The 23,186-nt window shown below is 69.6% G+C and carries 19 protein-coding genes and 1 pseudogene; 7 read left to right on the forward strand and 13 right to left on the reverse strand.

Annotation, left to right across the window (positions count from 1 at the left end):
• Positions 1-60: 60 nt before the first annotated feature.
• Both LZ009_RS16980 and alr read right to left on the reverse strand, forming a co-directional pair.
• Positions 61-1,728, reverse strand: a complete 1,668-nt coding sequence (locus tag LZ009_RS16980; RefSeq protein WP_275699151.1) for an NHL repeat-containing protein — start codon at positions 1,726-1,728, stop codon at positions 61-63.
• A 117-nt stretch (positions 1,729-1,845) separates the two neighbouring features.
• The gene (gene alr, locus LZ009_RS16985) at positions 1,846-2,940 is read right to left on the reverse strand and encodes an alanine racemase (protein WP_275699152.1); all 1,095 of its coding nucleotides are present in this window, start codon (positions 2,938-2,940) and stop codon (positions 1,846-1,848) included.
• 106 nt (positions 2,941-3,046) lie between these two features.
• Between alr and lplT the strand changes: the two genes are divergently transcribed.
• Genes lplT through LZ009_RS17000 form a run of 3 tightly spaced genes read left to right on the forward strand, consistent with a single transcriptional unit; the run spans position 3,047 to position 5,715 of the window.
• Complete coding sequence (gene lplT / locus LZ009_RS16990; protein ID WP_275699153.1) at positions 3,047-4,330, forward strand: lysophospholipid transporter LplT; 1,284 nt, start codon at positions 3,047-3,049, stop codon at positions 4,328-4,330.
• Positions 4,323-5,225, forward strand: a complete 903-nt coding sequence (locus tag LZ009_RS16995; RefSeq protein ID WP_275699154.1) for a DMT family transporter — start codon at positions 4,323-4,325, stop codon at positions 5,223-5,225. Before lplT ends, LZ009_RS16995 begins: the two co-directional genes overlap by 8 nt.
• Positions 5,226-5,229: 4 nt before the next feature.
• A complete protein-coding gene (locus LZ009_RS17000; protein WP_275699155.1) occupies positions 5,230-5,715 on the forward strand; it encodes a glutathione peroxidase in 486 nt (161 codons plus the stop codon).
• Positions 5,716-5,754: 39 nt separating this feature from the next.
• Here the strand turns inward: LZ009_RS17000 and glcF are convergent, their stop codons facing one another.
• The 7 genes from glcF to LZ009_RS17035 all read right to left on the reverse strand — a co-directional run bounded on the left by glcF (position 5,755) and on the right by LZ009_RS17035 (position 12,660).
• On the reverse strand, positions 5,755-6,978 hold the full coding sequence (gene glcF / locus LZ009_RS17005; protein ID WP_275699156.1) for a glycolate oxidase subunit GlcF: 1,224 nt from the start codon (positions 6,976-6,978) through the stop codon (positions 5,755-5,757).
• Positions 6,978-8,045, reverse strand: a complete 1,068-nt coding sequence (gene glcE / locus LZ009_RS17010) for a glycolate oxidase subunit GlcE (protein ID WP_275699157.1) — start codon at positions 8,043-8,045, stop codon at positions 6,978-6,980. Before glcE ends, glcF begins: the two co-directional genes overlap by 1 nt.
• A 63-nt stretch (positions 8,046-8,108) precedes the next feature.
• Entirely contained in the window at positions 8,109-9,017 is a 909-nt protein-coding gene (locus LZ009_RS17015; RefSeq protein ID WP_275699158.1) for an SMP-30/gluconolactonase/LRE family protein, read from the reverse strand.
• Positions 9,017-9,868: an aldose 1-epimerase gene (locus LZ009_RS17020; RefSeq protein WP_275699159.1), complete on the reverse strand. Its 852-nt coding sequence runs from the start codon at positions 9,866-9,868 to the stop codon at positions 9,017-9,019. Before LZ009_RS17020 ends, LZ009_RS17015 begins: the two co-directional genes overlap by 1 nt.
• A gap of 135 nt (positions 9,869-10,003) precedes the next feature.
• A complete protein-coding gene (locus LZ009_RS17025) occupies positions 10,004-11,530 on the reverse strand; it encodes an ammonium transporter (protein WP_275699160.1) in 1,527 nt (508 codons plus the stop codon).
• A gap of 22 nt (positions 11,531-11,552) precedes the next feature.
• Positions 11,553-11,891 (reverse strand): P-II family nitrogen regulator, encoded by a 339-nt coding sequence (gene glnK / locus LZ009_RS17030; RefSeq protein ID WP_187080279.1) that lies wholly within the window; start codon positions 11,889-11,891, stop codon positions 11,553-11,555.
• A gap of 25 nt (positions 11,892-11,916) precedes the next feature.
• Entirely contained in the window at positions 11,917-12,660 is a 744-nt protein-coding gene (locus LZ009_RS17035) for a TorF family putative porin (RefSeq protein WP_275699161.1), read from the reverse strand.
• 167 nt (positions 12,661-12,827) lie between these two features.
• Here LZ009_RS17035 and LZ009_RS17040 point away from each other — a divergent pair, with 167 nt between their 5' ends.
• Positions 12,828-14,354, forward strand: coding sequence for a YifB family Mg chelatase-like AAA ATPase (locus LZ009_RS17040; protein WP_275699162.1), 1,527 nt, complete (start codon positions 12,828-12,830; stop codon positions 14,352-14,354).
• On the opposite strand, the gene LZ009_RS17045 is transcribed toward LZ009_RS17040, so the two are convergent.
• Positions 14,351-15,199, reverse strand: coding sequence for a hypothetical protein (locus LZ009_RS17045; protein ID WP_275699163.1), 849 nt, complete (start codon positions 15,197-15,199; stop codon positions 14,351-14,353). The genes LZ009_RS17040 and LZ009_RS17045 overlap by 4 nt on opposite strands.
• A 190-nt stretch (positions 15,200-15,389) precedes the next feature.
• Between LZ009_RS17045 and LZ009_RS17050 the strand changes: the two genes are divergently transcribed.
• From LZ009_RS17050 to LZ009_RS17060, 3 genes and pseudogenes are all read left to right on the forward strand, one after another.
• Positions 15,390-17,279, forward strand: a complete 1,890-nt coding sequence (locus LZ009_RS17050; RefSeq protein WP_275699164.1) for a TOL_0244 family TonB-dependent receptor — start codon at positions 15,390-15,392, stop codon at positions 17,277-17,279.
• 2 nt (positions 17,280-17,281) lie between these two features.
• Positions 17,282-17,839, forward strand: a complete 558-nt coding sequence (locus LZ009_RS17055; protein WP_275699165.1) for a TOL_0243 family YfiR-like periplasmic protein — start codon at positions 17,282-17,284, stop codon at positions 17,837-17,839.
• A pseudogene (locus LZ009_RS17060) lies at positions 17,836-18,618 on the forward strand (MFS transporter); the annotation flags it as partial. The gene LZ009_RS17055 and the pseudogene LZ009_RS17060, both read left to right, overlap by 4 nt.
• A gap of 282 nt (positions 18,619-18,900) precedes the next feature.
• Here the strand turns inward: LZ009_RS17060 and LZ009_RS17065 are convergent.
• The 3 genes from LZ009_RS17065 to metH form a co-directional block, all read right to left on the reverse strand.
• Entirely contained in the window at positions 18,901-19,890 is a 990-nt protein-coding gene (locus LZ009_RS17065; protein WP_275699166.1) for a YihY/virulence factor BrkB family protein, read from the reverse strand.
• Positions 19,891-19,943: 53 nt separating this feature from the next.
• Complete coding sequence (locus LZ009_RS17070) at positions 19,944-20,381, reverse strand: glycine zipper 2TM domain-containing protein (RefSeq protein WP_275699167.1); 438 nt, start codon at positions 20,379-20,381, stop codon at positions 19,944-19,946.
• Between the two features lie 82 nt (positions 20,382-20,463).
• Positions 20,464-23,184 (reverse strand): methionine synthase, encoded by a 2,721-nt coding sequence (metH, locus tag LZ009_RS17075; RefSeq protein ID WP_275699168.1) that lies wholly within the window; start codon positions 23,182-23,184, stop codon positions 20,464-20,466.
• Positions 23,185-23,186 lie beyond the last annotated feature (2 nt).

Raw genomic sequence — 23,186 nt, forward strand, 5'->3', positions numbered from 1 at the left:
CGCGAAGCCGAACCGCGGCCCCCACCGTAGGCCGGGGTGGCAACCCCGGCTTGCGACGCTTCACCTCAGCGCCACCCACAGGCCATAGGCCAGCGCCGCCACCATCGGCAGCACCAGCGCCGCCCACCGCCAGTGCGGCAAGCGGCGCATGCGCTCGCGCCCGAGTTCCGCCAGGGTCACGCGCTGGCCAGGCTGCAGATGCGCCAGCAGTTCGCGCGACAAGACCTCTTCGTCGAAGATCCAGCGTCCCGGCTTGCGCGCGAAGCCCCCACTGCGGTACTGCACCAGCTCCGTCCCCACCAGCAGGAGGCACGGCGACGCCAGCAGCGTGCCGACATCGGCCTGCGCGCGCTGCCTGCCCTGCCGCCAAAGGGAAATCCGGCCGCTGGCGAGTCGGACGCTCTGCTGGCCGAAGCGCCAGGTGGTCCAGGATCCCGCCAGGCTGACGGCCAGCGCAAGAAGCGACAGCGCCACCATACACCAGCGGAACATGATCGGAGTCTGGCCCCACCGGGGGACGATGCCGACGGCGACAGTGGCAAACAGGGACAGCAGCACGATGGACTGCGCCAGCAGGATACGCCGCACGAACCATTTGCCGGGAAGCAGTTCGAACGACCCGGTCGTCACTGCGCTGCCTTCGGCTTGCGTGCCCTGCGCCCGCGCCGGCCGCTCGCTGAAACGCCACGCCAGCACGCTGCCCACCAGCAGGGTCAGCACCAGGCCTGCCCAGGCGCCCGTCTTCCAGTGCCGCGCCGCCTGCTTCTGGCGAGCCGCCGCCGCCAGCTCCTGCGCGATGCCGCCGCTGCCGAAGGCGCCCAAGTGACGGCCATCGGGGCCTATGCGGTACAGCGCCAGCCCGTCGAAATCGGCCACCACGAGCGCGCCGACAAAGCGCTCGATCACCAGTGGATCCGAGTGCCCGCCCAGGTCGCCCACGGCGGCGATCCGCTGGTCCTTGCCATAGGCCAACACCCATCCGTGCTTCTGGCCTTGCCCCACCGCCAGGGCCCAGAGCCCGTTGCCGTCCTCCCGCAGGGCGAAGTCGGCCGCCTTGCGCGGGATGCGCAACTGCTCCCGGACCTCGAAGCCGGGCAGCGGCCCGGCCACGTCCAGCCAGACGAAGCGGTGGTGGTCGTTGTCGGCCACGACCAGTCGCTCGCCGTCCAGCCGCAACCGGTTCGGGAAGTACAACAGGCCCTCGGGCGTGCTGCTCACGGGCCGCCCGCGCAGGTCCAGCACCCGCAGGCCGCTGCCCTTGGCGTCGGCCACGTAGATGCGGTCGCGCGCCGCATCGACGGCGATGTGCACCGCGCCCGCCAGCCGCTGCACCTTCAGCTGCGGCCCGGCCATCGCCTGCACGCAACCCGCGAGGCGCAAGGGCAGGGCCTGGACGTCGCAGCGGACGACGCGCGGCGTGGTGTCCTCGAACAGCCAGGCCTGCACGCGGCCGGAGGCGTCGGTGGTGAGGTCGAAGTCGGTCGGCTCCTCGGTCAGCGCCAGGTCGGCCAGGGGCTGGCGGGTGACGGTGTTGCCGCTCGCGTCCAGCAGGTGCAGCGCGTCGTTGAAGAAGAAACCGATGAACGGTTGGCCGCCGGCGGTGGAGGCGCGCAAGGCGCCCGGCCGGGGCAAGGTGCTGGCCAGCTGCGTGGCCCACCACAAGGCCAGCAGGCTGGGGAGCAACAAGGCAAAGATGACCAGCGCGCTGCGCCGCTCCCTGGGTGTCATGGACCGCCCTACTCGTGTTTGGGGCGGTTTATACCAGCAGGGGAAGCCGGGGTTGCCACCCCGGCCTACGGGGAAGTGGCCGTCCTCGTAGGCCGGGGTGGCAACCCCGGCTGTACGTTACGCCACCACCACCGGCACCCGCGGCGCCAGCGCGCACATCAACTCGTAGCCCAGCGTCCCCGCGCTCTTGGCCACTTCGTCGATGGCCAGCAGCGCGCCGTTGGACGCCGTGCCCCACAAGGTGACCTCGCTGCCGAAGTCCGCATGCGGCACCGGCGTCAGGTCCACGGCCAGCATGTCCATGCTGACGCGGCCAACCAGCCGGGTGCGCACGCCTTCCACCAGCACCGGCGTGCCGGTGCTGCAATGGCGCGGATAGCCGTCGGCGTACCCGCAGGCCACCACGCCGATGCGCAGCGGCTCGCCGGCGGTGAAGCTGGAGCCGTAGCCCACGGTGTCGCCCGGCTGCAGGTACTGCACCGCCAGCAGCTTGCTGCCCAGGGTCATCGCCGGCCGGATGCCCCAGTGGCCGACGTCGTGCTCCGGATAGTCCGGGGCGCTGCCGTAAACCGCGATGCCGGGCCGGATCCAGTCGCCGCGCACCTGCGGGTCGGCCGCATGGCGCAGCGACGCCGCGCTGTTGGCCAGCGAGCGTTCACCGGGCAGGTCACGCGTCGTGTCCAGGAACACGGACAGCTGGTGGTCTATCCCCCGCTCGCCGTCGGCATCGCTGAAGTGCGTCATCAGCGAGATTTCCTCGACCTGCGGCAAGGCGTCGAGCCGGGTCCAGGCCGCGCGGTAGCGGGCCGGGGCGAACCCGAGCCGGTTCATGCCCGAATTCATCTTCAGGAAAACCCGGTGCGGCACCTGCGTCTTGTGCGCCGCCAGCATCTCGATCTGCTCGTCGCAGTGGATGGTGTGCCACAGGCCCAGGCGCGAACACAGTTCCAGGTCGCGCGGCTCGAAAACGCCTTCCAGCAGCAGGATGGGCCCGCGCCAGCCCAGGGAGCGCACCCGCTCCGCCTCGCCCAGATCCAGCAGGGCAAAGCCGTCGGCGCCCCGCAGGCCGTCGTAGGCCCGCTCGATGCCGTGCCCGTAGGCATTGGCCTTGACCACGGCCCAGACCTTGGCGTCCGGGGTGGCGGAACGCATGCGCGCCAGGTTGTGGCGCAGGGCTTCTACATGGATGGTGGCCTGGATGGGGCGGGGCATGAAGAGGATTTTGTCATTACCTACCGTGATATAACCCCGTGTCGCTTGGAGACAGCAGAAATTTGACGGGATCAGCCAAGCTGATCCTGCGCCCCTACGCACCCGGATGAAGCGCGGTTTCTACACCATCATGGCGGCGCAGTTCTTTTCGTCGCTTGCCGACAATGCGCTGTTCATCGCCGCCGTTGAATTATTGAAGTCATCCCGGGCCCCCACCTGGCAGGCGGCGGCACTGGTGCCGATGTTCGCCCTCTTCTATGTGGTGCTGGCCCCCTTCGTGGGTGCCTACGCGGACGCCATGCCCAAGGGCAAGGTCATGTTCGTCAGCAACTTCATCAAGGTCATAGGCTGCCTGATGATGCTGTTCGGATCGCATCCGCTGCTCTCGTACGCCATCGTCGGCCTCGGCGCCGCGGCTTATTCGCCGGCCAAGTACGGCATCCTCACCGAGCTGCTGCCCCCTTCGCAGCTGGTCAAGGCCAACGGCTGGATCGAAGGCCTGACCATCGCCTCGATCATCCTGGGCATCCTGCTGGGCGGCCAGCTGGTGGGCCACGTGATTTCCAGCCGCATGCTGTCGCTGGACTTCCCCATCATCGACACCGGCATCGACACCGCGCCCGAAGCGGCCATCGCGATCCTGATCTTCATCTACGCGATCGCCGCCTGGTTCAACACCCGCATCCCCGACACCGGCGTCGAGATGCGGCGCCTGCCCAAGAACCTGCTGGAACTGGTGCCCGATTTCTGGAGCTGCAACGCCCGCCTGTGGCGCGACAAGCTGGGGCAGATCTCGCTGGCCACCACCACCCTCTTCTGGGGCGTGAGCGGCAACCTGCGCTACATCATCCTGGCCTGGAGCGCGGCGGCGCTGGGTTACAGCACCACGCAGGCCTCGTCGCTTTCTGGTGTGGTGGCACTGGGCACCGCGGTGGGCGCGATCGCCGCCTCGATGCGCATGCGCCTCGACAAGGCCACCAGCGTCATGCCGCTGGGCATCGCCATGGGCCTGCTGGTCATCGCGATGAACTTCATCCACAGCGCCTGGGTGGCGGCGCCCTTCCTGATCCTGCTGGGGGCGCTGGGCGGCTACCTGGTGGTGCCGATGAACGCACTGCTGCAGCACCGCGGCCACAACCTGATGGGCGCCGGCCGCTCGATCGCCGTGCAGAACTTCAACGAGCAGGCCTGCATCCTGGGCCTGGGCGCGTTCTACAGCCTGTCGGCGGGCATGGGTCTGTCGGCCTTCGGTGCGATCACCGCCTTCGGCATCGTGGTGGCCGGGGTGATGTGGCTGATCCAGCGATGGCACGCCCGCAACTGCATCGTGCACAAGGACGAAGTCGACCACCTGCTGGAAATCGCGCGGCACGACAACATGCATGGTTGACCGGGCCGGCAAGGCGGCGCCGGTGCTGGCGCTGCTGGTCAACGCCTTCGTCTGGGGCGTGTCCTGGTGGCCCTTCCGGGCGCTGCAGGCGCAAGGGCTGCACCCGCTGTGGGCCACCTGCGCGATCTATCTCGTCGCCTTCGCCTGCGCCGCCGCGGCGCGTCCGCGGGCGCTGGCCGGCTTCGCGCGCCAGCCGCTGCTGTGGGGATTGTTCTTCGCCTCGGGACTGACCAACGTCGGTTTCAATTGGGCCGTGACCGTCGGCGACGTGGTGCGGGTGGTGCTGCTGTTCTACCTGATGCCGGCCTGGTCGGTGCTGCTGGCGTGGCTGGTGCTGGGCGAGCGGCCCGTGCCCGCGGCGTTCGCCCGGCTGGCGCTGGCGCTGGCGGGCGTCGCCACCGTGATGCACGAACCGGGCGCCGGCCTGCCCTGGCCGCGCAGCCTGCCCGATGCGCTGGCGCTGGTGGGCGGCTTCTGCTTCGCCCTCAACAACGTGCTGCTGCGCCGATTGCATGCGACGCCCGCCGAGTCGCGCGTGCTGGCGATGTTCGGCGGCGGCGCGGTGCTGGCAGGGAGCGTGGCGGCCTTCGGCGTCGCGCAGGGGACGGTGCCCGGCTGGCCGTCCTTGCCGCCGGCGGGAGTCGCCCTGGCCTTCGGGCTGGCCATGTTCTTCCTGGTCGGCAACCTGGCCTTGCAGTACGGGGCCTCGCGGCTCGCGGCCCACACGACGGCGCTGGTGATGCTGTCGGAAGTGGTGTTTGCCAGCCTGTCGTCCGTGGCGCTGGGTGCGGGGGAGCTCACGCCGCGTGTCTTGCTGGGCGGCGGGCTGATCCTCGCGGCCGCCGCGTGGTCGGCCTGGCCGGCGCGCACGGCGGCGGTGGCCGGGGCACAATGATTCCATGAGCACCGTTTACGACTTCGAGGCGCAGCGCATCGACGGCAGCCGCGCGCCGCTGGCCGACTACCGCGGCCAGGTCCTGCTGATCGTCAACACCGCCAGCGCCTGCGGCTTCACCCCGCAGTTCGGCGGGCTGGAGGAACTGCACCAGCGCTATGCCGCGCAGGGCCTGCAGGTGCTGGGCTTTCCCTGCAACCAGTTCGGCGCGCAGGACCCGGGCAGCAACGAGGAAATCGGCGCGTTCTGCACCAGGAACTACGGCGTGTCCTTCCCGATGATGTCGAAGATCGACGTCAACGGCGCCGAAGCGCATCCGCTCTACAAATGGCTGACCGCCGAGGCCCCCGGGCTGCTGGGCACCAAGGGCATCAAGTGGAACTTCACCAAGTTCCTGGTCGGCAAGGACGGCGCGGTGATCAAGCGCTACGCACCGCAGGACGCGCCCGCTTCGCTCGCCAAGGACATCGAGAAGGCCCTGGCCGCCTAGGAGCGCGCGCCCGAGGGCTACGCGGCCCCGCCCAGGGGGTCAGGCCAAGGCCGCGTCGAGAATCTCGACCCAATGCTTCACCGGCGTCCCCGTCCCGCTCTGCAAATGCTGGATGCAGCCGATGTTCGCCGAAATGATCGCCACCGGCTCGAGCGCCCCCAGGTGCCCCAGCTTGCGGTCGCGCAAGGCATGCGCGATTTCCGGTTGCAGCACCGAATAGGTTCCCGCCGATCCGCAGCACAGGTGCGATTCGTTCAGTGCCACGCGCACCTGGAAGCCCAGCTGGTTCATGAACTGCTCGACCCCGCCGCGCAGCTTCTGCCCGTGCTGCAGCGTGCAAGGCGGATGGAAAGCCAACAGGCCTTCGTCCGGCTTCACCCTGCCCTGCAACGCGGGAACGATCTGCGGCAGCAGCTCGCTCAGGTCGCGGGTCAACTCACCGATGCGGCGCGCCTTGTCGGCGTAGGCGGTGTCGTGCTGCAGCAGGTGCCCGTACTCGCGCACCGTCACGCCGCAGCCCGACGCGTTCATCACGATCGCCTCGACCTCGCCGCTTTCCACGTAAGGCCACCAGGCGTCGATGTTCGCGCGCATCTGCGCGCGGCCGCCGTCCTGGTCGTTCAGGTGGAACTTGACCGCGCCGCAGCACCCCGCCGCCGGCGCGATCACCGACTGGATGCCCGCGGCATCGAGCACGCGCGCGGTGGCGGAGTTGATGTTCGGCAACATCGCCGGCTGCACGCAACCGGCCAGCAGCAGCACCTTTCGTGCATGCGTACGCGTCGGCCAGCGGCCCGCGTCCTGGCGCGGCGGGACCTTCTCGCGCAGCGCCGCCGGAAGCAAGCCGCGCACGGCCTTGCCGACCTGCATCGCGGGTCCGAAGGCGCGCGACGTCAGGCCCTCCTTCAGGCTCCAGCGCAGCGCCTTCGCGCCGGCGCCGCGCGGCACCTTGCGCTCGACGATGGCGCGGCCGATGTCGACCAGGTTGCCGTAGGCAACGCCGCTCGGGCAGGTGCTCTCGCAGTTGCGGCAGGTCAGGCAGCGATCGAGGTGCAGCTGCGTCTTGCGCGTGGGCTCTTCGCCCTCCAGCACCTGCTTGATCAGGTAGATGCGCCCGCGCGGCCCATCGAGCTCGTCGCCCAGCACCTGGTAAGTGGGGCAGGTGGCGGTGCAGAAGCCGCAGTGCACGCACTTGCGCAGGATGGCCTCGGCTTCGGCCCCTTCGGCGGTGCCCTGGAACTCGGGGGAGAGGTGGGTCTGCATCAGGCCTCGGGAAAGAGCCGGCCGCGGTTGAAGATGCCGGCGGGATCGAACTGGCGTTTCAGTTCGCGCTGGATCGCCAGCAGCGCCGGCGCCAGCGGGGCTTGCCGGCCGGTGCTGGCCGCATCCGCGGCCCGAAACAGCGTGGCATGGCCACCGGCCTTCGCGGCCAAGGCGCGCAAGGCGGCACCTTCACTGGCCGGGGCGCGTACCCAGCGCTGCGCGCCATGCCATTCGACCAGCGGCGGTTGCGGCAAGTCCAGCACGGGCGCGGTCTGCGGCACCGACAGCCGCCATAGATCGCGGGCGCCTTCGAACCAGGGCAGGCGCTGCTCGCGGCAGGCGTCCCAGTCGAAGTCCGTCGTGCGTTCCCCACCCAGGCTGCGGCAGGCGGCATCCACTGCCGCCACGGCGCCGCGCAGGCGCAGGAACAGCGTGCCGCCGCCATCAGGCAGCCACAGGCTCGCGTTGAGCGGCAGGGGCTGTCCGCCCCATGCGTTCAACTGGCGCAAGGCCAGGTCCTGCGGCATGGCGAACCGGAGCGTCGCTTCGGCCGGCGCCCGGGGCAGCACCTTGAGGCTCACCTCGGTGATCAGCCCCAGCGTGCCCAGCGCGCCGACCATCAGCCGCGACACGTCGTAGCCGGCGACGTTCTTCATCACCTGGCCGCCGAACACCAGCTGCTCCGCGCGGCCGTTCACCAGCTGCAGGCCCAGAACGTAATCACGGACCGAGCCGACGCTGGCGCGCGCGGGGCCCGACAGGCCCGACGCCACCATGCCGCCGACCGTCGCGCCCGGCCCGAAGTGGGGCGGCTCGAAGGGCAGGCACTGGCCCCGTTCGGCCAGCAGCTCCTCGAGTTCCGCCAGCGGCGTCCCGGCGCGCACGGTCACCACCAGCTCGCTGGGCTCGTAGCTGACGATGCCGCGCAGTTCGCCGGTGGCGAGCGGCTCGCCGCCGGCGGGCTTGCCGTAAAAGTCCTTGGTGCCGCCGCCGCGAATGGCCAGCGGCGTGCCTGCCGCAGAGGCGGCACGTACGCGGTCGACCAGGCGGGCGAGGGCGGGATCCATGCGGGCGATGTTAAGCGGGCCTGTCGTTCCGGGCCGGAACGACAGCACTGATATTTTTTGCGTTCAGTCGATGAAGAAATTGGTGGGCAGCCCTGGCACATCCACCCGCGCCGCCAGCACGCAGCCGGACGCGGGGAATTGGCGCAGCTCCTCCTCGGGCCGGCCATGGCGGGCGCTGGTGAGGTAAAGCGTGCGGCCATCGGCGCCGCCGAAGCACGGCATGGTGGGACAGCGAACAGGCACCTCGAATTCGGCGGCGATACGGCCGTCGGGCGCCAGCCGCAGCAGCCGTCCGCCCTCGTACATCGCGCACCAGTAATGGCCTTCGGCGTCGACGGCCGCACCGTCGGGCCGCCCGCCGTAACCCGGATCGCCGGGCTTCCAGCCAGCCGGCTTGAACGGAAACTGGTGGAAGACGCGATGGTGGCGCAGCGCGTTGGATTCCGCGTCCCAGTCCCACACGCCGATCGCGTGGCTGGGCGTGTCGGTCCAGTACAGGCGATCGCGGGCCGGCGAGAAGGCCAGCCCGTTGGCGGTGGTGACATTGCCCGCCTTCAGCTGCACCACCGGCGCACCTTGGCGCGCATCCAGGCAGTAGAGATCGGCCTTGCGCGCATCCTTCGGCTCGTAGATCGTGCCGGCCCAGAACCGCCCGAGCGGATCGGCCTTGCCGTCGTTGAAGCGCGAGTGCTCCGCGTGGCCGAAGCGCGCCAGCGGCTCGAGCGGGCCGCCCCAGCTGCGCGCGCGGTAGATGCCGTCACGCAGCCCCAGCACCAGGCCACCCTGGGCCGCCGGTGCGATGCAACCGGGCTCCTGCGGCAGGTCCCACGCTTGCAGCACGCCGCTGGCGGGATGCAGGCGCCGCACGCGCCTGCTGCTGATGTCCACCCAGTAGAGCCGCTCTTCCTGCGGATGCCAGAACGGCGACTCGCCGAGCGCATCGGGCGCTGCGACCGCCACGTCCCACTGCATCAGGCGCGCTCCACGCCGATGGTCATCTGCGCCATCGTGCTTTCGCCCGGCTGCAGCACTTGCAGGCCCAGTTCGCCGGCGGTCGCGCCGGTGGCATAGAGATGCACGGCGTTGTTGACGTGGCTGACCGGCTCGATGGCGATGCTGTCGCGCGCGGGTTGGGTGAAGACGACCAGCCGCGCGAGGCTGGAGCTGAGCTTGATGGACAGCTCCTCGTCACGCAGCTGCGCCTGGCCGTTCCAGGCGTCGTAGCAATGGTCGACGTCGAGCACCGCGCAATCGGCCTCGAGGCCGCCGGAGATGCGCCGCACGGTGGGCAGGCGGTCGGCGCCCATCTCCCAGCGGCCGCCGGCGCGAAACGCGATGCGGCTCGCGGGCCGCTTGGGAAACCAAGGATGCCAGCCGAGGCCCGCGGGGGCGGGCTGCTGCGCCTGGTTGGTCAGGGCCAGCGTCAGTTCGAGCGCGTCGGGCCGCAGGCGCAAGGTGTGCGAGCAGTCGAAGGCAAAGGGCCAGGACGCGTCGGCTGCGTGCTCGTACGCGAGCATCACGGAGGCTTCGTCCGAATCGAGGACGGTCCAGGGCCGCTGCCAGCCCACGCCGTGAATCGCATGCGGCTCGTCGCCGTTGTTGCGGATCAGCGGATGCTGCGTGCCTTGCCAGACCAGCGTGGCCTGGCCGATGCGGTTGGAGAAGGGCACCAGTGGATAGCAGGCCGACTGGCGCGCGCCGGTGAGCTGCGCGGCCGGCGTGGAGCGCAGCACGGGCAGCGTGTCGAGCCACAGTCCGGCGATGCTGCCGCCGAGCTCCGGCGCCAGCTCGCAGCGCAAGCGTCCCGCCTTCAGTTCGATCATGGCGTCTCCTGGCTTCTTGTGCGGCCATTGTGCCCGCCCAAAAGAAAAAGGGGCCCGCCAAAGCGGGCCCAACATCCAAAGGAGACCTTGCTCTCGCGCCTGCCGTGGCGTGCCCCACGGCAGGCGTTGCTTCGTTCAGCGGTTGTAGGCAGTTTCGCCGTGGCTGCTGATGTCCAGGCCCTCGCGCTCTTCCTCTTCGGAGACGCGCAGGCCGATCAGGACGTCGACGATCTTGTAGCAGATGAAGGCCACGACGCCGGACCACACCAGCGTGGTCAGCACGCCCTGGAACTGGATCCAGACCTGGCCGCCGATCGAGTACTCGGGGTTCACCTTGTTGGCCACGTAGTCGTAGATGCCCGTGCCGCCCAGCGAGGGTGAAGCGAACACGCCGGTCAGCAGCGCACCCAGGATGCCGCCCACGCCGTGCACGCCGAACACGTCGAGCGCGTCGTCGGCGCCCAGCAGGCGCTTGAGGCCGTTGACGCCCCACAGGCAGACCAGGCCGGCCAGCAGGCCGATGACGATGGAGCCCATCACGCCGACGAAGCCGCAGGCGGGGGTGATGGCCACCAGGCCGGCGACGGCGCCGGACGCGGCGCCCAGCATGGAAGCCTTGCCCTTGGACAGCGCTTCCCCGGCGCACCAGGCCAGCGTTGCGGCGGCGGTGGCGAACAGCGTGTTGGCGAAGGCCAGGGCGGTGACGCCGTTGGCTTCCAGGTTGGAGCCGGCGTTGAAGCCGAACCAGCCCACCCACAGCAGCGCGGCGCCGACCATGGTCAGGGTCAGGCTGTGCGGCGTGAGGGATTCCTTGCCGTAGCCGATGCGCTTGCCCACCAGGTAGGCGCCCACCAGGCCGGCGACACCGGCGTTGATGTGCACCACGGTGCCGCCCGCGAAGTCCAGCGCGCCCTTGGCCCACAGCCAGCCGGCCGCGGCCGTGACGGTGTCGAGCGTCTTGGCGTCCGTGATCGCGTCCGGGCCGTCCCAGTACCAGACCATGTGGGCCATCGGCAGGTAGGCGAACGTGAACCACAGCGCGCAGAACAGCAGCACGGCGGCGAACTTGATGCGCTCGGCGAAGGCGCCGACGATCAGCGCGCAGGTGATGGCGGCGAACGTGCCTTGGAAGGCGACGAAGCTCAGCTCGGGAATCACGACACCCTTGCTGAAGGTCGCGGCCACCGAGTCGGGCGTGATGCCGGACAGGAACAGCTTGCTGAAGCCACCGATGAACGGGTTGCCGCCGGTGAACGCCACGCTGTAGCCGTAGATGGCCCACAGCACGAAGATCATGCAGGCCACGACCATCACCTGCATCAGCACGGACAGCATGTTCTTGCTGCGCACCAGGCCGCCGTAGAACAGGGCCAGGCCCGGCACGATCATCATCAGCACCAGCAGGGTGGCGACCGTCATCCAGGCGGTGTCGCCCTTGTTCGGCACGGGCGCCGGCGCGGCGGCCGCGGCAGGCGCGGAAGCAGCGGCGGCTGCAGCCGGGGCCGCAGCGGCGGCAGCGGCAGGCGCAGCAGCCGCGGGTGCGGCTTCGGTGGTGGTGGCTGCCGGCGCGGACGCCGGTGCCGCGGGCGCCTGTGCGAGGGCGGCCGTGCCGCCGATCGCGAGGCCCAGGGCCAGGCCCAGGGAAGCGAGAAATTTCCTCATGTCAGACTCTCTGTGTGATGGTTTAGAGGGCTTCCTTGCCGGTCTCGCCGGTTCGGATGCGCACGACTTGCTCCAGGTCGTACACGAAGATCTTTCCGTCGCCGATCTTGCCGGTGCGGGCGGCGCCTTCCACCGCTTCGATGACGCGTTCCACGAGGTCGTCGGCCACCGCCGCCTCGATCTTCACCTTGGGCAGGAAGTCGACGACGTATTCCGCGCCGCGGTACAGCTCGGTATGGCCCTTCTGGCGGCCGAAGCCCTTGACCTCGGTGACGGTGATGCCCTGCACGCCGATGCCCGAGAGGGCCTCGCGCACTTCGTCGAGCTTGAAGGGTTTGATGATGGCGGTGACGAGTTTCATGCTCTAGCTCCTCTTGCGGACTGCCTCAGAACGAATACGTGTACTTCAGGCCCAGCACCGCGGTCGCCTTGCCCAGGTCCTTGCCGCTCGGCGACAGGTAGCCGTTGGCGTTGGTGTCCACGTAGGCGAGCGAAGCGGACAGGCCGTTGCCGAAGTCCTTGCCCAGGCCCAGCGACCAGTCGGTGTACGAGAAGCTGGAGTTGTGCGACACGCGCTGGTAGCCGATGTGCGGCACGAAGGTCAGGCCCCAGAAGCCGGTGTCGAACGTGGCGTTCAGGTCGATGTAGTAGCTGTTCTTGCTGTCGGCAAAGCCGAACAGGTTGGTGACCGCGTGCGAGTACTTCAGCGTGGCCGGGCCGTAGGTGCCGGCGACGTACAGCTCGGTGGTGTCGGGATTCACCGGCAGGCTGGAGGACGGGTAGAAGTAGCGCAGCGCGCCGACGTCCACCGCCACCGGGCCGGCATTGAACTTGTAGCCGCCGTACAGGTCGACTTCCATGTTCGCGTCGCCACCCGCATCTTCGATCCACTTGATGCTGGAGCCCCAGGTGCCGATATAGAAGCCGCTCTTGTGGGCGAAGTCGGCGCCGGCCTGCAGGGCGGGCTTCAGGCGCGACTGCGAGATGCCGCGGTAGCGGTAGTCGCTCACGACACCGACGTTCACGGAGGCCGTGTAGTCAGGCTCCGGGGCCGTCGCGGCGGCTTGCGCCAGCACGACGCCGGAGGCAAGCAGGGAGGCAGCGGCGAGGACGGCTTGCTTGAGTTTCATTTCCAGGTTTCTCCGTTCGTTTGTGGGATATCGACGCAACTGATAGCAGGAGGCGTGCCATGCCCCGCCTACCCAATGGAAGGTCGGCGGGCCGCACCTGCTTTCCGTTGAGCGCGGGCGTGCCCGGCAAACGCCGGCCATGCACCTGAATAGGGAGGAAATGCCCGGTGAGGCTTTCTTTGGTGCAGAGCCGCGCCTTGCTGGGGCTGGAAGCGGCGGCGGTCACCGTGGAGGTGCACCTGTCCAACGGCTTGCCCAATTTCCTGCTGGTCGGGCTGGCCGATACCGAGGTGAAGGAAGCAAGGGAAAGGGTCCGCTCGGCCATCCTGACCTCGGGGCTGGAATTCCCGTCCAACCGCCGCATCACCGTCAACCTGGCGCCGGCCGACCTGCCGAAGGACAGCGGCCGCTTCGACCTGCCGATCGCGCTGGGCGTGCTGGCGGCCAGTGGCCAGATCGACGGCACGCAGCTGGCCGGGCATGAATTCGCCGGCGAGCTCTCGCTGTCGGGCGAATTGCGCCCGGTGCGCGGCGCGCTGGCGACCAGCCTGGCGCTGCATGGCAAGAGCAATCCGGCGCGGCTGGTCCTGCCGCCGGCCAGCGCCGAGGAGGCGGCGCTGGTGCCGGGGTCGCACGTGATCCGCGCGCGGCACCTGCTGGACGTGGTGGCGCGCTTCCAGCCGCAGCCCAACACCTGCGACATCGACCCGCAGGGCTGGGTGCGCCTGGCCTGCAGCGCACCGGTGGCCAGCGCGCACTACCCCGACCTCGCCGACGTGAAGGGGCAGGCCGGCGCGCGCAGGGCGCTGGAGATCGCGGCGGCCGGCGGTCACTCGATTCTGTTGGTGGGCCCGCCAGGCGCCGGCAAATCGATGCTGGCGCAGCGCTTCGCCGGGCTGCTGCCGCCCATGAGCATTCCCGAAGCCCTGGAGAGTGCGGCGGTCGCCAGCCTGGCGGGGCGCTTCACCTTGCCGCAATGGAGCTTGCGGCCGACGCGCACGCCGCACCACTCGTCGAGCGCGGTGGCGCTGGTCGGCGGCGGCTCGCCGCCTCGGCCGGGCGAGATCTCGCTGGCGCACCACGGCGTGCTGTTCCTCGACGAGCTGCCGGAATTTCCGCGGGCGGCGCTGGAGGCGCTGCGCGAACCACTGGAGACGGGGCGCATCACCATCTCCCGCGCCGCGAGCCGCTCGGAATTCCCGGCCCGCTTCCAGCTGGTGGCGGCGATGAACCCCTGCCCTTGCGGCTGGCTGGGATCAGGCCGCCCCTGCCGCTGCACGCCGGACCAGGTGGCGCGCTACCAAGGGAAGTTGAGCGGGCCGCTGCTGGACCGCATCGACCTGCATGTGGAAGTGCCGGCGCTGAGTCCGGCCGAGCTGCTGGAAGCACCTGCCGGTGAAGGCACCTCCACGGTGCAGGCGCGCTGCCAGGCGGCGCGCGAGCGCGCATTGGCGCGGCAAGGCAAGGACAACCACGCGCTGCAAGGCCGCGAGATCGACCAGCATGCGCGGCTGGCGGGCGAGGCCGGCAGCTTCCTGCGCAATGCCGCCGCGCGGCTGGGATGGAGCGCGCGCGCCACGCACCGCACGCTGAAGCTGGCCCGCACCATCGCCGACCTGGCGGGTGCGAACGCGGTGGCGGCGTCGCACGTGGCCGAAGCGGCGCAGTACCGCCGCGCCTTGCAGGCCGTCTAGAAGGTGCCCGTCAGGAAAGCCTGCAGGCCGCCGTAACCGAGCTTCAACCGGCCGTTGTAGTTGGAGCGGTCGACGTCGACCCGGGCGTTGAAGTGGCTGTAGCCCAGCCCGACACCGAAGTTGCGCGAGAACATCCAGGTGGCGCCCGCGCGCAGGTCGGTCCAGTGGCCGTCGTAGCCGTCGATGCTGATCTTGAACATCTGCGCCGACGCGTCGAGGTACCAGTTGGGCGCGACCACCCAGCCGCCGCGCACGCCGATCACCGGCAGCGGCGCGGGCAGCGAGCTGGTGCGCGTCTCGAAGGGACGCACCACACCGTTGACGGTGGCCGTGCCGGACAGGCGCAGCGACAGGTCGGTGTAGTGGATGCCGACGGTGCCGGCGATCTCGTAGGTGGGCGCGCGCCAGAAGGCGTATTCGTAGGCCAGCTCGATGACCTCCATCTTCATCTCGGACTCGACGTTGCTGCCCACGTTGTAGGTGGCGTCGCCCCAGTTGATGGTGCGGTCCAGCGTGCGGCTGCGCGTGTTCCTGTCGTTGAAGTACAGGAAGCGCAGATGGTGCTTGGGATTGATCCGCCACAGGGCGTCGATGCGCGCACGGGTGGAATCGGAAGCCTTGCCGAAGGTCTCGTCGAAGTCGACGTCCGGGTTGCGCGTGGACGACCCGTTCAGGGCGGCGTTGACGTCGGTGCCCAGCAGGAAGGCGCCGGCACTGAAGACGAAGCGGTTGTCGAGCAGGGCCTGGGCATTGCCCGAGGTCTGCGCGCCCGCCGCGCTTGCCGCCAGCGCGACCAGGGCCGCCGCGAGCGATTTCGCGGCCTTCGTCGAGGTTCCTGTTTGCATTCGTGTTCTCCTGCGTCCAAATCGTTGGAGCCACGAAAATAGGCCTGTAACCTCAACCGGGACATTGGACCTTGGTCAGGGGTGCGGCAGCAACACATGGGACCAAGGTCCCATGGCGCTCGCAGCGCAACATGACCCCGGCGGCAGGGTCATCAATAATCGCGCTTCCTCCGCCATCCCGTCACCCACGATGAAGCAGGCCCCACCGAAATTCCGCGCCTGGTGGCTGGCCGGGCTGCTGGCGGCGGGCGCGGCGCAGGCGCAGGCGCAGACGGTGCCGGCCAGCCTGGCCGACCTCGACCTCGAGCAGCTCGCCAGCATCCAGGTCACCTCGGTGGGCAAGCGGGTGCAGCGCCTGGCCGACGTGGCCGGCTCGGTCTCCGTGATCACGCAGGAAGACATCCGCCGCTCGGGCGCGCTCGTGCTGCCCGAGCTGCTGCGCCTGGCGCCCAACCTGCAGGTGGCGCGCGCCGACGCCAACCAGTACGCCATCACCGCGCGCGGCTTCAACAGCGTGCTGGCCAACAAGATCCTGGTGCTGGTCGACGGCCGCACGGTCTATTCGCCGCTGTTCTCCGGCGTGTTCTGGGAAGCGCAGGACCTCGTGCTGGAGGACATCGAACGCATCGAGGTCCTGAGCGGCGCCGGCGGCACGCTCTACGGCTCCAACGCGGTCAATGGCGTGGTCAACATCATCACCCGCAACGCGGCCGAGACCACCGGCGGGCTGCTGAAGGCCGGCGGCGGCAACCAGGAAAGCGTGCTGGCCGCGCGCGGCGGAGGCGGCAGCTCCACCGGCACGCCGTGGCGCGCCTATGCCAAGCGCTACACCACCGGCGCCACCACGCTGGAGTCCGGCGGCAGCACCAACGATGCCGGCGAACGCATCCAGGCCGGTTTCCGCCTCGACCAGGCGCGCGAGCGCGACCAGCTCACGCTGCAGGGCGACGTTTACCGCGGCGAATTCGACCAGGCGGCGGGCACGCGCAGCATCTCCGGCGCCAACCTGCTGGGACGCTGGTCGCGCGAGCACGGCGCCGGCCGGCGCACCCAGCTGCAGGCCTGGTTCGATCGCGCGTCGCGCCGCCAGCCGGGCAGCATCGACGACACGCTGGACACCTGGGACGTGGAGCTGCAGCAGGCCAGCCGGCCCGGTGAGGCGCACGAGCTGCTGTGGGGGGCCGGCTACCGGCTGGAACACGACCGCTTGACCAACATCGCGCCGGCGGCCCTGCTGGTCCTGCCCACCGAGCGCTGGCTGCACCTGTGGAACGTGTTCGCGCAGGACGAGATCCACCTCGCCCCAGCATTGCGCCTCACTGCCGGCCTGAAGGCCGAACACAACTCGTACACCGGGCTGGAGTGGCTGCCCAACCTGCGGCTGGCCTGGCAGCCGCTGGCCAACCACCTGTTGTGGGCGTCCGCGTCGCGCGCGGTGCGCACGCCGGCGCGGGTGGATCGCGACGTGAGCGTGCCCGGGCGGCTGCAAGCCAACCCGGCGTTCACCTCCGAGGTGGCGCAGGTGTTCGAGCTGGGCTGGCGCGGCCAGCCGCGCAGCACGCTGTCGTACACGTTCACGCTGTTCCACCACCGCTTCCAACGCCTGCGCTCGGTCGACCAACTGCCCACCTCGGTGCTGTTCGGCAACAACTACCACGGCCGCCTGAGCGGCATCGAAGCCTGGGGCAACTGGCGGCTCGCCCCGCAATGGCGCCTGAACGCCGGCTACACCTGGCAGCGGCTGCGGCTGGACGCGGAAGCAGGCAGCAGCGCCACGCCGGCCAGCGCCGCGCAACTGGGGAACGATCCGCGCAATCGCGGCCAGCTGGGTCTGGCCTGGGACCTGGCGCACAACATGGAGCTGGACCTGCAGCTGCGCCACGTCGGCGCGCTGCCCGATCCCCTCGTGCCCGCCTACACCGCGCTGGACCTGCGCTGGGCCTGGCGGGTGCGGCCCGACCTCGAACTCTCGCTCGCGGGCCGCAACCTCACCGATCCGCGCCATCCCGAGTGGGGCGCGGCCGGCAACCGCGCGGAGATTCCGCGCAGCTTCGTGCTGAAGGCGGTCTGGCGCCTGTGACCATGCCGCAGTCCCGCGCCCCTCGCCTGCCCCGCCGCCTGCTGCTGGCCGCGGCGGCTGGGTGGCTGGCGCCGGGAGTGCTGCGGGCCCAGGCGGCGCCGCCTTCGCGCGATACGCTGGTGAAGGCGGCCTTCCTGCACAAGTTCGCCAGCTTCGTCGAATTTCCGCCCGGCGCCTTTGCCAGGCCGGATTCGCCCTTGCGCATCGGTATCCTCGGCGATGATCTCGTCTACCGCGACCTCGGCGAACTGGCGCGTGACCGCGACCGCGACGGCCATCCGGTCGTGGTGACGCGCCTGGCCGCCGGCGATGCTTTGACCGGCTTCCACATCCTCTACCTCAAGGCCGGCTCGCCGGCCCGGATCACCGACCTGATTGCCACCGTGCCCGAAGGAACCTTGACCGTCGCCGACTCCGATGGCGCGCACCCGCGCGGCAGCGTGCTGAGCTTCTACCTCGACGAAGGCCGGGTGCGCTTCGGCGTCTCGCTCGAAGCGGCGGCCAGGCAGGGCCTGCGCCTGAGCCCGAAACTGATCGCCATCGCGCGTTCCATGGGATGAGCGCGGGCCACGACCGACGCCTCGTCGGCTGGCTGTCGCTCGCGCAGCTGATCACGTGGGGCAGCGTCTTCTACACGTTCGCGCTGCTGCTGGCGCCGGTGGAAAAGGAGCTGGGACTCGGCCGCGCGCAGTCCTCGCTGGCCTTCAGCCTGGCCTTGTTCGCCGAAGGCGTGTTTGCCTTCCCGGTCGGGCGCTGGATCGACCGCGGCCACGAACGCGCCGTGATGACCGGCGGTTCGCTGGTGATCGCGGCGGGCCTGGTGCTGCACGCCTTCGTCGATGGCGCCGCGGGCTTCTACCTGGCCTGGCTGGTGCTGGGCGCGGGCCTCTCGGCCACGCTCTACACGCCGGTCTTCGCGGTGGTGACACGCCGCTTCCCGCAGGACTTCCGGCGCGCCATCATCACGCTCACCTTCCTCGGCGGGCTGGCCAGCAGCGTGTTCATTCCGGTGTCGGCCTGGCTGATCGCGCACCTGGGCTGGCGCAACGCGCTGCTGGTGCTGGCGGCGATCCACCTGCTGGTGTGCGTGCCGCTGCACGCCATCTGCCTGCGCGGCGCCCCGCCGGCGCGCGCGGCCTCCACCGCCGCGTCCGGCGAGCACTCGCCTTCGCAGTTGCTGCGCAGCGCTCCCTTCCTGCTGATCCTGCTCTTCGTGATCGGCATGATGGGCATCACCGCCGCCATTCCGCCGCACCTGGTGAGCCTGCTGCGCGAAGCCGGGCTTTCCGAAGCCTGGGTGATCGCCATTCCCGCCAGCATCGGCGTGATCCAGGTGCTGGGGCGGCTGCTGCTGTTCTTCTTCGAGCACCGCTTCGACCTGCACCTGGCCAACCGGCTGATTCCCTTCCTGATCCCGCTGGCCCTCGCGGCGCTCATCGCGGGCGCCGCGCATCCGCTGGCCGGCCTGCTGTTCGTGCTGCTGTATGGCCTCGGCAACGGCATGCTGACCATCGTGAAAGGCACCGCGATCGCCCAGTACGTGAGCCGCGAACACGTGGCTTCGCTCAATGGCGCGATGGGCTTGCCGTCCGCCGTGGCGCGCGCGGTGGCCCCGGTGCTGCTAGGCGTGATGTGGACCCGCGACGCGGGCTACCGCTGGGGCCTGCTGGTCCTGCTGGGCGTCGGCATCGTCGCCGCCCTCGCCCTCGTCTTCGCCCAGCGCCGCGCCCTGTTGCCGCGCTGAAGCCTGCTCGTTCAAGGCCCGCGCGCAGGCGGCGCCGAACAGCAGGACGGCCGACGAGAAGTAGATCCACATCAGCAGCACGATCAGCGAGCCGGCGGCGCCGTACGCGGACACCACCGCCGCGCCCGCGAGGTAGGCGGCCAGCGCCTGCCGGCCCAGGGTGAAGAAGATGGCGCCCAGGCACGCGCCGGCCAGCAGGTAGCGCGCGCGCGGCTTGGGCCCGCTGGACAGGCGCATCAGGCCCGCGAACAGCACGGCGCAGAAAGCGAAGGCGACCACTTCATTGAGCACTCGCAGCGCCAGCTCCAGCGGCACGCCGCCGCTGGCCCAGCCCGAAAACAGGGAGAGCACGGTGGAGATGACCAGCGACACCAGCAGCAGGAAGCCCAACACCAGGATGTAGCCGATGCCGCGCAGGCGCAGCGCCGCCGCATGGCGCAGTCCGGCCTTGGGCCGCGGCGGCTTGGGATAGGCCCACACCTGCTCGAAGGCCGCCTGCAGTTCGTTGAAGACGCCGGTGGCGCCGAACAGCAGCACCACGAAGCCGATCAGGCTGGCGGTGATGCCCTGGGCCGGCTGCTTGGCGCTGTGCAGGGTTTGCGCCAGCACCGCGGCGCCGCGCTCGCCGATGACCATCGAGAGCTGCCCGAGCAACCCTTTTTCCAGCACCTCGCGGTCGATCCACCAGCCGAGGATGGCGACGATGGCCAGCAGCAGCGGCGCCAGGCTCAGGATGCCGTAGAAGGACATGGCCGCGCTCATGCGCATGCCGCCGGCGCCGTTCCACAGGCGCACGGCGCGCAGGATGGGTGCGACGGGTTCGGCGGCGCGCAGCAGCCAATGCGGGACACGGTCTTTCCAGGCCATGCCCCGCATCATGGGGCGCGAACCCCATGCGTGCCGTCAGACGAAGCTGATGCTTAGACCGGGGTCAGGGTGTTCTTCTGCACCTTGACGACTTCGCCGCTCTTCCAGGCCGGCTGCTTTTCCTGCTCGAAGCTGCGGACCGAGCCGTCCTTCAGCTTGACCTTGGTGACCCAGACTTCCTTGCTGGTGACGTGCTTCTGCACTTCGTTGCCGGCAAAACCGCCGGCCACCGCGCCGCCCACCGTGGCGAGCGTCTTGCCGTTGCCCTTGCCCACCTGGTTGCCGAGCAGGCCGCCGACCGCGGCGCCGCCGATGATGCCGACCGCGCCGCCTTCGCCCTTGCGCTTTTCCTTGACCACGGTCTGCACCGTGCCGCAGTCCTCGCAGGCATGCAGCTTCTTGGCGATGCCGGGCGGCAGGCCGTGGGGGTTGTCGGCCAGGGCGGCGAAGGCTGCGGTGGCGAGCAGGACGGAAACAACGACGTTCTTCATGGAGTTCTCCTCTTGGGACCTCCATTCAACGGTCGAGCTGGAAAGGCGTCTACGCCCCCTGCCCCTCCAACCGTGGCATCCGTCACAGATTGGGTGCAAGCAAGCGTTGCAATTGTTGGATATCCGCCCCACGGCGGGCCGCCTGGTCCTGCAGCTGGTCCTCGCCGATCTTGCCGACGTTGAAGTACGTGCTGTCCGGATGCGCCAGGTAGAAGCCGCTCACGCTGGCCGCGGGCGACATCGCCATCGACTCGGTCAGGCCCATGCCGATCTCCTGCGGCTGCAGCAGGTCGAACATGGCGCGCTTGACGCTGTGGTCCGGGCAGGCCGGATAGCCGGGGGCGGGGCGGATGCCGCGGTACTTCTCGCCGATCAGGGCTTCGTTGGACAAGGCCTCGTCCGGCGCGTAGCCCCACAGGTCCTTGCGCACGCGCTCGTGCAGCGCCTCGGCCAGGGCTTCCGCCAGGCGATCCGCCAGCGCCTTGAGCATGATCGCGGAATAGTCGTCGTGGTCGGCCAGGAAGTAGGCCTCCTTCTTGTCGACGCCGATGCCGGCCGTGACGGCGAAGGCGCCCACGTAATCGGCGGCCACGCCCTGGGGTGCGACGAAGTCGGCCAGGCAGCGGCTCGGGCGCATCACCCCATCGATCACCTGCTTCTCCGCCTGCTGGCGCAGGCCGTACCAGGTGAGCACCGGCTGCGTGCGCGCTTCGTCGGCATAGAGCTGGATGTCGTCGTCGTTGACCGTGTTGGCGGGCCAGAAGCCCAGCACCGCGTTCGCGGTGAGCCAGCGGTTTTCGATCAGGCGCTTCAACATACGCTGGCCGTCCGAGAGCACGCGCACCGCTTCGGCGCCCACGACCTCGTCCTTGAGGATCGCGGGGAAGGCGCCGGCCAGGTCCCAGGTCTGGAAGAAAGGGCCCCAGTCGATGTAGCGGGCCAGTTCGGCCAGGTCGTAGTTCTTGAAGACCCGGCGGCCGATGAACTTCGGCTTCGGCGCCTGGTAGCCGGCCCAGTCGACCGGCGTCTTGTTGGCGCGCGCCTTGGCCAGCGGCCACAGCGGCACCTGCTTCTTGTTGGCGTGCTGCTGCCGCACCTTGTCGTAGTCGGCCTCGACTTCGGCGATGTACCGGGCGGCCTGGTCGGACAGCAGGCTCTGGGCCACGCTCACGCTGCGCGAGGCGTCCGGCACGTAGACCACCGGGCCTTCGTAGTGCGGCGCGATCTTCACCGCGGTGTGCACGCGGCTGCAGGTGGCGCCGCCGATCAGCAGCGGGATCTTCTTCAGGCGGAAGTGCTCGTCCTTCTGCATCTCGCCGGCGACGTACTGCATCTCCTCCAGCGAAGGCGTGATCAGGCCCGACAGGCCGACGATGTCCGCGCCCTCGACCTTGGCCCGCGCCAGGATCTCGTGGCACGGGACCATCACGCCCATGTTGATCACCTCGAAGTTGTTGCACTGGAGGACGACGGTGACGATGTTCTTGCCGATGTCGTGCACGTCGCCCTTGACGGTGGCGATCACGATCTTGCCCTTGGCCCGCACGTCCTCGCCCGCCGCTTCCTGCTGTTTCTTCTCTTCCTCGATGTAGGGAATGAGGTGGGCCACGGCCTGCTTCATCACGCGCGCCGACTTCACCACCTGCGGCAGGAACATTTTGCCCCCGCCGAACAGGTCGCCGACGATGTTCATGCCGTCCATCAGCGGCCCTTCGATCACGTGCAGCGGCCGGCCGCCCTTGGCGAGCAGCTCGCGGTAGACCTCCTCGGTGTCTTCGACGATGTGGTCGGTGATGCCGTGCACCAGCGCATGCGACAGCCGCTGCGCCACGGGCAGCGCGCGCCACTCGTTCTTCCTGCCCTCGTCCTTCGCTGCGCCCTTGGCGCTTTCGGCGATCTCCACCAGCCGCTCGCCGGCGTCGGGGCGGCGGTTCAGCACCACGTCCTCGACGCGCTCGCGCAGCTGCGGCTCCACCTCGTCGTACACGCCGACCATGCCGGCGTTGACGATGCCCATGTCCATGCCGGCCTGGATGGCGTGGTACAGGAAGACGGTGTGGATCGCCTCGCGCACCGGGTCGTTGCCGCGGAAGGAGAAGCTGACGTTGGAGACCCCGCCGCTCACCTTGGCACCGGGCAGGTTCTCCTTGATCCAGCGGGTGGCGTTGATGAAGTCGACCGCGTAGTTGTTGTGTTCCTCGATGCCGGTGGCGATGGCGAAGATGTTCGGGTCGAAGATGATGTCCTCGGCCGGGAAGTCCACCTCGTCGACCAGGATGCGGTAGGCGCGCTCGCAGATCTGGATCTTGCGCTCGTAGGTGTCGGCCTGGCCCTGCTCGTCGAAGGCCATCACCACGGCGGCGGCGCCATAGCGCTTGACCAGCGTGGCCTGGCGCTTGAACTCGGCCACGCCTTCCTTCATGGAGATCGAGTTGACGATGCCCTTGCCCTGGATGCAGCGCAGGCCGGCCTCGATGACGTCCCACTTGGAGGAGTCGACCATGATGGGCACGCGGGCGATGTCGGGCTCGCTGGCGATCAGGTTGAGGAAGCGCACCATCGCGGCCTTGCTGTCCAGCATGGCCTCGTCCATGTTGACGTCGATCACCTGGGCGCCGTTCTCGACCTGTTGCCGCGCCACCGCGAGCGCCTGCTCGAACTGGCCGGCCAGGATCATGCGGGCGAAGGCCTTGGAACCGGTGACGTTGGTGCGTTCGCCGATGTTGACGAACAGGCTTCCGGGGCCGATGGAGACGGGCTCCAGGCCGGAAAGCTTCATGGGCGGGACGTTGGGCTGCTGCATTC

The organism is Ramlibacter paludis, assembly GCF_022012305.1.
GTDB lineage: Bacteria > Pseudomonadota > Gammaproteobacteria > Burkholderiales > Burkholderiaceae_C > Ramlibacter > Ramlibacter paludis.

Coding starts and splice junctions, on each gene's coding strand:
- LZ009_RS16995 (WP_275699154.1), top strand. CDS start 4,323: ATGGTTGACCGGGCCGGCAAGGCGGCGCCGGTGCTGGCGCTGCTGGTC.
- LZ009_RS17015 (WP_275699158.1), bottom strand. CDS start 9,017: ATGCAGTGGGACGTGGCGGTCGCAGCGCCCGATGCGCTCGGCGAGTCG.
- lplT (WP_275699153.1), top strand. CDS start 3,047: ATGAAGCGCGGTTTCTACACCATCATGGCGGCGCAGTTCTTTTCGTCG.
- LZ009_RS16980 (WP_275699151.1), bottom strand. CDS start 1,728: ATGACACCCAGGGAGCGGCGCAGCGCGCTGGTCATCTTTGCCTTGTTG.
- LZ009_RS17000 (WP_275699155.1), top strand. CDS start 5,230: ATGAGCACCGTTTACGACTTCGAGGCGCAGCGCATCGACGGCAGCCGC.
- LZ009_RS17045 (WP_275699163.1), bottom strand. CDS start 15,199: ATGCAAACAGGAACCTCGACGAAGGCCGCGAAATCGCTCGCGGCGGCC.
- LZ009_RS17070 (WP_275699167.1), bottom strand. CDS start 20,381: ATGAAGAACGTCGTTGTTTCCGTCCTGCTCGCCACCGCAGCCTTCGCC.
- LZ009_RS17035 (WP_275699161.1), bottom strand. CDS start 12,660: ATGAAACTCAAGCAAGCCGTCCTCGCCGCTGCCTCCCTGCTTGCCTCC.
- LZ009_RS17050 (WP_275699164.1), top strand. CDS start 15,390: ATGAAGCAGGCCCCACCGAAATTCCGCGCCTGGTGGCTGGCCGGGCTG.
- LZ009_RS17055 (WP_275699165.1), top strand. CDS start 17,282: ATGCCGCAGTCCCGCGCCCCTCGCCTGCCCCGCCGCCTGCTGCTGGCC.
- metH (WP_275699168.1), bottom strand. CDS start 23,184: ATGCAGCAGCCCAACGTCCCGCCCATGAAGCTTTCCGGCCTGGAGCCC.
- alr (WP_275699152.1), bottom strand. CDS start 2,940: ATGCCCCGCCCCATCCAGGCCACCATCCATGTAGAAGCCCTGCGCCAC.
- glcF (WP_275699156.1), bottom strand. CDS start 6,978: ATGCAGACCCACCTCTCCCCCGAGTTCCAGGGCACCGCCGAAGGGGCC.
- LZ009_RS17020 (WP_275699159.1), bottom strand. CDS start 9,868: ATGATCGAACTGAAGGCGGGACGCTTGCGCTGCGAGCTGGCGCCGGAG.
- LZ009_RS17065 (WP_275699166.1), bottom strand. CDS start 19,890: ATGGCCTGGAAAGACCGTGTCCCGCATTGGCTGCTGCGCGCCGCCGAA.
- LZ009_RS17025 (WP_275699160.1), bottom strand. CDS start 11,530: ATGAGGAAATTTCTCGCTTCCCTGGGCCTGGCCCTGGGCCTCGCGATC.
- glcE (WP_275699157.1), bottom strand. CDS start 8,045: ATGGATCCCGCCCTCGCCCGCCTGGTCGACCGCGTACGTGCCGCCTCT.
- glnK (WP_187080279.1), bottom strand. CDS start 11,891: ATGAAACTCGTCACCGCCATCATCAAACCCTTCAAGCTCGACGAAGTG.